The following is a 5776-nucleotide window of genomic DNA, read 5'->3' on the forward strand; positions in this document are numbered from 1 at the left end:
ATTGCGTAGGGGAGACCATCCTGTGCGAGGGGCTGAGCTACCCCGGTATGCTGGGTAACGCTCGCCAGCTGAAGAATCAGGTGGTGGGACTGGCGATGGATGAGGAGGGGCTGCTGCCCGAAGCGCTGGACGCCGCCTGCCGCACCCGCCGGGCCAAGCTGCTCTACCTCACCCCGACCCTGCAAAACCCCACTACCGCCATCATGAGTCTGGCGCGGCGGGAGGCCATCGTCGCCATCGCCCGTCGCCACGATCTGCTGATCATCGAGGATGACGTCAACGGCCTGCTGCCCCAGCAACCAGTGATCCCTCTGGTCAATCTGGCGCCGGAGCGGGTCATCTATCTGGGCAGTCTGGCCAAGATCGCCTGCGGCGGCCTGCGGGTGGGCTTCGTGCTGACGCCCCCTGCCCTGCACAGCGCCTTCGCCCAGACCATGCGGCTGTCGAGCTGGATGGTGAGTCCGCTGCTGATCGAGCTCGCCTGCAAAATGGTCAGTCAGCGCCAGATCATGCCGCTGGTCGAGCAGCAGCGGGAGATCCTCAAACGTCGTGGCGAACTGCTCCGCCACCTGCTGCCCGCCGCCCGCTGGCAGCCGGGCAGCATGCACGCCTGGCTGCCGCTGCCTGAACCCTGGCGCAGCCAGCAGTTTGCTGCCGCCGCCGATGCCCTTGACGTTGGCGTGGCGAGCGGGGAACACTTCGCCGCCGGTCAGTTTGCCGCTCCGCAGGGGGTGCGCCTGAGCCTGAGCCAGCCCGCCACCGACGCCCGGGTCGGCGAAGGGCTGGCCCGACTGGCGCAGCTGCTGCAGGGGACGCCCCCCAGCAATCCCCTGCTATAGTCAGGGCCAGCCGACCTGACCTTCACGCTTCATCGTCATTGCCAAGGAGATGCCGTGCCCCCCATCAGAGCCGCCCTGCTGCTTGCCACCCTGTTGCTGGGTGGCTGCGCCTCGTCAACGACCCATCAGCAGCTGGGGGCCGCGCTCAATGGACTGGAAGGGGAGTTGCAACGGCTGGAAGAGGAGCTGGCGGCCATGAACGGCCTGCACTATCAAAAGGCGATCGATGCGCCACTCAGTTTGCGCCGCGCACTCGGGGCGCCGCAGCCCACGCCAGAGGGGCTGGTGCCGGTGGCCAGCAAGCTGGAAGATGGGCCACTCCTGCGCTATCAATACCGACTGCCAGCGGGGATGGCGAGCCTGCCCCAGGACAACCTCTGCCAGCGCTACGAGTTCGAGCTGCGTCATCTGGGCCGCCTCGGCAAGCTGGAATTAAACTGGCTGGGGGAACAGGGCAAGGGGTCGCGGCTGATCCGCCAGAGCGACTGCCCCTTCGGGGCACAGGCCCGCCCTCGGCAATAACAGGTTGCCGCCCTGAGAGATGGCATAACCGATTGAAATAACAGCCCATAGTGCGCCCTCCAGCACACTGCTGGCTACTGTCAGCTTTTCACTCAGCGAGTACTGTGCCTATGTTCCTCTTGGGTCTACCATAATCAACCTAATGGTTTGCTCACAGGAAGTACCTGCATGACGATACTGCTGCTCGAAGAGGATCCTCTGCTCCGTAGCGCCATCACCCGGGAACTGACCGAACAGGGGGTGCCCGCCGACCGGATCCACTACCACAGCCATCCAAACCACGAGCGCAGTGGCCTGCTGGCCCTGCTGCAACAGCACGCCTTCGACGCCATCATCTGTCAGCAGGACAAGCAGCAGGATCTTGACGGAGCCCGGCTGCTGCACGAAGCGCACTATCTCGGCCTGCTGCAGCCCGGTTGCGTCTTGCTGCTGCTCGATGCCGATCAGAGCGAGCAGGAGTTTCTCCCCTCGGATCTCTACTTCTCCCTCTATCTGGCTCTCCCCTTCATGACCCAGCAGCTCACCGCGGTGCTCGGCCAGCTGGTGAAGTTAAGCAACCTGACCCGCACGCTGGCCGCCCCCATTCTGCTGCGGGAGTGGCAACTGGCTACCGCCCTCTGTGAAGACTTGTTGTTTCAACGGGAGAATCGCTCGCTGACCCCCTGGCTGGATCGGCTCAAGGGCTATCTGCTGCTGCAATCGACCGAGCGGATCACTGCCGCCCAGCACTATGCCCTCTGTGCCAACGAGTATCAGGCGAGCTGGCCAAGGGCCGGGCTCTTCTACGCCATGCTGGGGCTCGGCAAATTGCAGAGCGCCCGGACCGACTTGCAGCGCCATCAGGCCAGCGTCTCGATGGCCACCCGGCTGGAGCTGCAACTCGCCAGCCAGCTGCATCAGCATCACTGGTTGGCGGCCTGGGAGACCATGGGAGAGCTGCTGCGGATCCGCCCCCATCAGCCGCGCTGGCATCAGCTGGCGATGTTGCTCGGGCTGGTGCTACAAGATGAGGAGAAGGTGCTGGAGCAGGCCAACAGCCTGACCCTGCGCCATTTCAGCGAGCAGCGCGTCCGGCTCACCATCGACAGCTTCATGCTCAATGCCAGTCTGGCGGTGCTGTGGCACGCCCCGTCCAGCAACCGGATCCGCTCCCTGCAACAGGAGTGGGAGCACCTCAAGCGCACCGTCCACCTGCAACCCCACGAATATGAGCTGCTGCAGGCGCTGATGCTGGGGCTGGATTACCGCTTCGACGAGGCGCTGATCCTGATTGCCCACCACCAGCCGGATGAGGGGAGCGACAACCACCTCACCCTGCTGCTCGGCTTTGCGGTCAGCCAGTTCTGTGGTTTGCCCCACCACGCCCAGCGCTACCTGACCCAACTGACCCAATACCGCGTCAGGGTGGCGCCCCACCCGCTCACCCGCCAGCTGTTCCACCATCTGGTGGCCGAGCTGGGCCAGCGTCTGACGGCGAGAGAACAACGGCTGAGCGAACTGCGCCAGCTGCGCCACAAGGCGATGCAGGCCAGCCAATATCAGACAGCCCTGCAAGCGGGCTTGCAGCTGCTGGAAGAGTTCCCCGCCCTGCCGGGCGATGCCTGGCAACTGCTGGAGCTGTTGCAACACTGTTGGCCTGCGGGTATGGCCGCTCCCAAGGTAGCGCTGCTGGTCGATACCCTGGAGCGGCGCCTCAAGCACAGCCCCGCGTTTCTCGATCAACATGCCCAGCAGTACCAGCGCACCCTGCAGGAGATCCGCACTCATCTTCAGCCGCACCTCTCCGGCAGCGGCCCCTCCTGCCTTGTCGCAGGACAGCCCGAGCCATGATGATGCTGGCGGCGTGCAAACCGGCATTGTCGGCAAAGCCAACATAGAGAGAGGGGAGCCTTGGCTCCCCTCTCTCTATTTGTTCTCTGTCAGCTGATGGCGATGAGCGTTGGGCTCAAACCAGCGCGTCACTCTCCAGCGCCGCCTTGAGAAAATCCTTCCAGCTGATGATGCCGACCAGAGCGCCATTCTCCAGCACCGGCAGGCAGGAGACCCCCTTCTCCAGCATCAGCTTGACGCCGTCGCGCACGGTGAGATGGGGAGCGATGGTGACGAGCTGACGACTCATGATCTGGTGGGCCCGCTTGTTGAGGGTTTCGGTATCGCGGCTCATCTCGGCTTCGGAGTCTAGATAGGGGCTGATGGCGCGGAACAGATCCCGATCCGAGATGACCCCTACCAGCTCCTCCTCTTCCAGCACCAGCAGGTGGCGAAAGTGTGCCTGCTCGAAGATATCCCTGATGACTCGGAGTCGATCATCCATTGAAACGGTGGCGACCCGGGTCGTCATAATATCCCTGATATGCATGCTAACCTCCCGTAACCAAACTGGTTTCTCTGTTATGGCATGTTTTTGCAGCGCCAGCCAGTGGCCAGCCCTTCGCTACAGTGCAAATCAGCGTCATTTCACGTAAGATCCGCGCCAGTTTTTCTCCTCCATTTTGAGCAAGCAGATCCCACCCATGATAGTTGCCAGTCAAATCGAACTGATCCGCGGCGGCCGCAAGCTGCTGGACAACGCCTCCGCCACCATTCACCCCGGCCACAAAGTGGGTCTGGTGGGCAAAAACGGCTGTGGCAAGTCTACCTTTTTTGCACTGGTACGGGGCGAGCTGGCCATCGACAGCGGCACCTTCAGCCTGCCCGCTGGCTGGCAGATTGCAGGCGTCGCGCAGGAGACCCCGGCGCTCGACTGCTCCGCGCTCGAGTACGTGATCGACGGCGACAAGGAGTTCCGCTCGCTGGAAGCCCAGCTGGTGCAAGCCGAGCAGGATGACAACGGGCTGCTGGTGGCCGAGCTGCACGGTCGCCTCGATACCATAGGCGCCTACAGCATTCGCGCCCGCGCCGCCGAGCTGCTGCACGGCCTCGGTTTCAGCGACGAGCAACTGAGCTCGCCGGTACGCAGCTTCTCCGGTGGCTGGCGCATGCGTCTGAACCTCGCTCAGGCGCTGCTCTGCCGCTCCGATCTGCTGCTGCTCGATGAACCTACCAACCACCTGGATCTCGATGCGGTGATCTGGCTGGAGAAGTGGCTCAAGGGCTATCAGGGCACGCTGGTGCTCATCTCTCACGACCGCGATTTCCTCGATTCTGTCATCAGCCGCATCATCCATATCGAGAACGGCAAGCTCAATGAATACACCGGCGGCTACTCCGACTTCGAACTGCAGCGCGCCGAACATCTGGCCCAGCAGCAGTCCATGTACGAGAAGCAGCAGCGGGAGATGTCCCACATGCAGGCGTATGTGGACCGCTTCCGCTACAAGGCTTCCAAGGCCCGTCAGGCCCAGAGCCGCCTGAAAGCCATGGAGCGGATGGAGAAGATCCTGCCCGCCCACGCCGACTCGGAATTCAGCTTCGAGTTTCGCGAGCCGTCGGCCCTGCCGACCCCGCTCATCGCCATGGAGAACCTCTCTGCCGGTTACGGTGACAAGGTGATCCTGGAGAAGATCAAACTCAATCTGGTACCGGGTTCGCGCATCGGTCTGCTCGGTCGCAACGGCGCCGGTAAGTCCACCTTTATCAAGATGCTGTCGGGCTCCAACCCGCCGCTCTCCGGCAAGCTCGAAGTGAGCGCCGGGGTGAGCATAGGTTACTTTGCCCAGCATCAGCTGGAGACCCTGCGTCTCGATGATTCCCCGCTCGATCATCTGGCCCGCCTCGCGCCGGACAAGACCGAGCAGGAGCTGCGCAACTATCTGGGCAGCTTCGGCTTCCACGGTGACAAGGCGCTCGACAAAGTAGCCCCCTTCTCCGGCGGCGAAAAGGCGCGGCTGGTGCTGGCCCTGATCACCTGGCAAAAGCCGAACCTCTTGCTGCTCGATGAACCGACCAACCACCTGGATCTGGAGATGCGCCACGCCCTGACCATGGCGCTGCAAGGCTTCGAAGGGGCCATGGTAGTGGTCTCCCACGATCGCCACCTGCTGCGCACCACCACCGACGACTTCTATCTGGTGCACGGTGGCCGGGTCGAGCCGTTCGACGGCGATCTGGACGACTACCACAAGTGGCTCGGCGAGCAGGAGAAAGAGGCCAACGCCAAACCGGCCGATGGCCCCGTCTCTGCCAACTCGGCGGTGGCGCGCAAGGATCAGAAGCGGCGCGAGGCGGAGTTCCGGCAAGCAACCCGTCCCCTGCGCCAGAAGCTGGAAAAGCTCGAAGCGAGCATGGAGAAGCTGCAGGGCAAGCTTGGCGACATCGAGAGCCAACTGGCCGACCCCGCCATCTACGAAGAGAGCGCTAAAACCAAGCTCTCCGAGCTGCTCAAATCCCAGGGCCCCCTCAAGGAGCAGCTGGAAGAGGTGGAGCTGGAGTGGATGAGCCTCTCCGAAGAGCTGGAAACCATGGAGCAAGCCTTC

5 protein-coding genes are annotated in these 5776 nt (G+C 63.3%); 4 read left to right on the forward strand and 1 reads right to left on the reverse strand.

Features of this window, described 5'->3' with window-relative positions; translation table 11 throughout:
* The 3 genes from AB5Y92_RS11215 to AB5Y92_RS11225 form a co-directional block, all read left to right on the forward strand.
* The coding region (locus AB5Y92_RS11215) for a PLP-dependent aminotransferase family protein (protein WP_368226788.1) at positions 1-839 on the forward strand (839 nt) is incomplete at its 5' end.
* A 54-nt stretch (positions 840-893) separates the two neighbouring features.
* On the forward strand, positions 894-1361 hold the full coding sequence (locus AB5Y92_RS11220; protein ID WP_058056645.1) for a hypothetical protein: 468 nt from the start codon (positions 894-896) through the stop codon (positions 1359-1361).
* A 168-nt stretch (positions 1362-1529) separates the two neighbouring features.
* Complete coding sequence (locus tag AB5Y92_RS11225; RefSeq protein WP_368226789.1) at positions 1530-3191, forward strand: hypothetical protein; 1662 nt, start codon at positions 1530-1532, stop codon at positions 3189-3191.
* A 115-nt stretch (positions 3192-3306) separates the two neighbouring features.
* Here AB5Y92_RS11225 and AB5Y92_RS11230 read toward each other — a convergent pair whose 3' ends face one another.
* Positions 3307-3720 carry a CBS domain-containing protein gene (locus AB5Y92_RS11230; protein ID WP_040068349.1) on the reverse strand — a complete coding sequence of 138 codons (414 nt, stop codon included), beginning with the start codon at positions 3718-3720 and terminating at the stop codon, positions 3307-3309.
* A gap of 154 nt (positions 3721-3874) precedes the next feature.
* Here AB5Y92_RS11230 and AB5Y92_RS11235 point away from each other — a divergent pair.
* A partial coding sequence (locus AB5Y92_RS11235; RefSeq protein ID WP_368226790.1) for an ABC transporter ATP-binding protein occupies positions 3875-5776 on the forward strand: 1902 nt, incomplete at its 3' end.

The organism is Aeromonas sp. R1-1 (genome assembly GCF_040908495.1).
Taxonomy (GTDB): Bacteria; Pseudomonadota; Gammaproteobacteria; order Enterobacterales; family Aeromonadaceae; genus Aeromonas; species Aeromonas veronii.